1 protein-coding gene is annotated in these 3785 nt (G+C 35.1%); it reads right to left on the bottom strand.

Translation table 11 applies throughout. The annotated features are described in order from the left end of the window. Positions 1-295: 295 nt before the first annotated feature. On the bottom strand, positions 296-3772 hold the full coding sequence (locus AB4653_RS23195) for a glycosyltransferase (RefSeq protein WP_372105424.1): 3477 nt from the start codon (positions 3770-3772) through the stop codon (positions 296-298). Positions 3773-3785: the final 13 nt, after the last annotated feature.

Genomic DNA, 3785 nt, shown 5'->3' on the forward strand with positions numbered 1-3785 from the left:
GTTCAGAGTCATCTATATCTATTGGCACAGAGGAATTATTATCAATTATATAAATTTTCGAAACTTGTAGCTTCAATTTGTCGACTAATAACTTAAGTTCTTCTTGGACGGGATTGAACGTAATAATTATCGCAGAAACTTCTTTTTTGTTTTCAAGCATAAATTTATCATCATTTAATTTTAAACACTGATTATAACCACAACTAATAACAACCGAAAAATAAAATGACGACAATTTCTCAATTAAGGAGTGGGTTAAAAATTATATAATTCAACCCAACCAGATCATTTATTATTAAAGGTATGATTTGTATATTCCATCAAGATTATCTACTTGATCACTAAAATATGCGATTGAATCTTTAGGCAAGTCAACATCATCTCCAAGCTTCAGCTTCTCATAATGGGTGATAACATTATTTATTGCATTCTCTAACTTCTTTGAATCAGAAGAAAATGGAATAACATTCCCATTTTCTCCTTCAATAATACACTCTGTAACACCACCGGAATCAGTAGTAATAACCCAAACATTTCTAGCAATAGCCTCCCTGACGGTAAGACCAAAGCTTTCTTTACATCTTGAGGGGAATAACAACACATCGATAGATTCAAAAAAATCATCAATATTATTTTGGTTATACCCAGGAACTATAGTGCAGTTATTTATGCTAGATACAACATGATCCGGATAAGACTTATGTCCTAAATTTATCATATTATCAACTATTTTCAAAAAAGCTTTAGAATTATTAACATTAGAGAAAGCTTTTAATACCAAGTCGCTGCCTTTAATAGGAGTATTTCCGCCGACATAACCAAAAGTTATACTACCGTCAAATTTTTTAACTATTGATGCTTTAGGCATAAGAATACCATTTCTATCAACGGTTAAAGGCTTAGGGTGCATATTATTGAGATCATGAAGCTCTGCAGTATAACTACTCGGAGCTAAAACTTCACATGCATTTTTGAGATAGTGCCTGAGTTCAGCATCTCGAAGTGAAGGCGTTTTTTGATTATCTGTACAGTTCTTACACTTGCTTAAATCAATTTTATCTTGACCACAGAACTCACCTTTTGAATCGATCATAAACTGCTTATAACATAACCACCAAGCATCATGAACAGTAACAATATAGTTTATATTTTTATCAATGCAACTTTGAAGAGCACCGATTCCCAGTCCTTGCAAGCAATGTGCATGAGCCAGATCAGGCTTAACCACCTCTAATATTTTTGCTACTGGCTTTACAATTGATTTGTTATTGTAAAGTTCCATATCCTCATTTGGTACAGGTACACCGAATACAGTTACACCTTCTACCTCATAACGAACAGGCTCGTAAGCTCGTAAAGCATCATCAACAGGAAGAGTAGTAACCACATACACTTCATAGCCTTTATGTTTTTGTAAAAGCTTATTTATTTGCTCTGTGACAATCGTAGCACCACCAAAAGACCTTGGAGAATAAAAAACGTTGAATACAACTATTCTTGGTTTGGTCTTAATACAACTATAGTCTCTTACAATTGGCATTAACTGAGTGTTTGCTATCGATTCTGTATTATAGCGGGCCAAGACTGTAGTATTTGCATTAATCGCCATGTCTTGTCGCGTTTGCTCACAACAAACAAGCTTTGTCAGCTTGTCAAACCACTCAACCTGATCACTAGCTATATAACCATTTACCCCATCGTCGATGACATCGATAAAGGCACTCAAAGGAGACGATACTGAAGGAAGTTTTACTATAGATGCTTCGATATATTTAATATTACTTTTAGCTTCATTAAATATATATTTCTCTAAGGGTGCAATACTGATATCGCACTCAGATAGCAAGCGTAAATACTCAGAGTAGCTACAAAGTTCAAAGCGTTCTACTTGAGCATCAAGGCCATCAAAGCTGGATGGTAGCTCCAGTAAACCTATGATTCTAAAAATTACCTGAGAGTTTTCTCTCAGTACTTTCGCAATAGACGAAGCGGCTTCTTCGAAATCAATATTATGAGTTGATGTGCCTGACCCATATACTATCCTAATCTTATTATCTATTTTCTGTTTCTTTTCCGAACTCTTTAATATCTCATTAGCTAGCTGAAGAGTTTCTGAATCTAAGCAATTTTCAAGTATGAAAACATTTTCAACTCCTTCAGCATTCATAGACTCAGCTAAACCAGAGGTCGAAGCAATTGCCATATCACACGCAAGAAGTGCTTGCTTATAAGAATTAGCGCCTTCCAAAACTTGAGTTCTAACTTCACTCGAGAGATCACTAACAGTTTTACTTTCTGCTAGTATAGCTTCGTTAAAGATAAGGTCATCGACTTCCCAAAAAGTTTTTACATTGAGGCGTTTACACTCTTCAATCAAAGCCAATACAGTATCAGTGCTCGGAACCCGATAAAAAATAACTACTGACGAATGGGATATACTCGTTCTCGACTGATAGTAATCAGTCCAAGAAACCACTTCGCACTTAAAACCTAGTAGCTCCAGCATTTCCTTTTTCTGTGTAACTCTGTATTTAGTACACTGTTGTATACTTAACTCAGCTATGATTGTCACGGAGTTTAGACAAACTTCATGAGCTAATACTGAAGGCTTGTTGATAAAGTCTCTCTCAGTCAAACTATGGACATGTCCTCTCGCTGAATTATTTAAAGCTGTATGTACGAGGGTGCGTAGCCCGCCTGACTTAAAGACTTGAAAAGCATATTTTAGGGTATTTCTAAGACCTTTCTGACGGATAATGCGTGGTAGATAAAGAACGAGACTCTTTGCTCTCTTCAGTTTAATTAATACACTTATAATTGGCTGTACAGCTCTCCAAGTAGTAGAGTTTTCAATAGCACTTAAACGGTTAACCGTGCTATCAAGAGCATTGACTTGCTCTTCTAACAATTCAACCTTATGATTTAACGAGCTATTTTTACCTGTCAAAATACTGACTTCATCTAAAACTTTGCTTCTGAAGAAGTCAGATCTTGAGTATAAGTCAAAAAATTTACTGTAGTTATCAGAAGGGAAATTAATATTAGCGCCAATACGAGTATAGAACTCATCGAGTATTGCCTTAGCCGATGCAAATTTACCGATGCTAATTAGATAATCATGTAATTTATGATATTTAGAGGAGTCAGAACACTTAGAACATACGACAGATGACAATACTTCTAGGTCAAAATCTAAAAATCGACGTTCAACGCGAAACTGTTCATACTCACTTCGGAAAAACTTTGAGTCGTTGATAGCCAAACTCAAATTCTCACCGTCTCCTCTCACCCGATACGCAGACAATTTATGGTTAAGTAATGTAATATCTTCAGTAGAAGATAACCTTAACCACATGTCATAGTCTTGAAGTTGAAGTAACCTTTCATCGAAATAACCATACTCCTCAAAGATGCCTCTATGTAACATCGCTGAAGTCGCACACAACATATTTCCACAATCAATGAAATGTTTTTTTATCTCTAAACTATTAAAATCCTTATTAAATATTTTAGATAATTCGTGACCACATATATTTTTTTCATCATCAATTGTGTCGACCCAAGTGAAAGAAAAACGAGCCCCACTCTCAAGCATCAACTTCAATTGCATTGCTAGTTTGTTATTGTAATAAAGGTCATCACCTGAAAGTAAAGTAATATAAACCCCCTTTGCAGATCTAATTGCCAAGTTAGATGCATGTGAAGGGAAGGTATTATTATCCAGAGCAATTAATTTAATTTTATTGCTTTCAGATTCATAATTTCTTACTATTTCAACAGTACCA

Origin of the sequence: Vibrio sp. 10N.222.48.A3, from assembly GCF_041475345.1 — a bacterium.
Classification (GTDB): Bacteria; Pseudomonadota; Gammaproteobacteria; order Enterobacterales; family Vibrionaceae; genus Vibrio; species Vibrio tasmaniensis_A.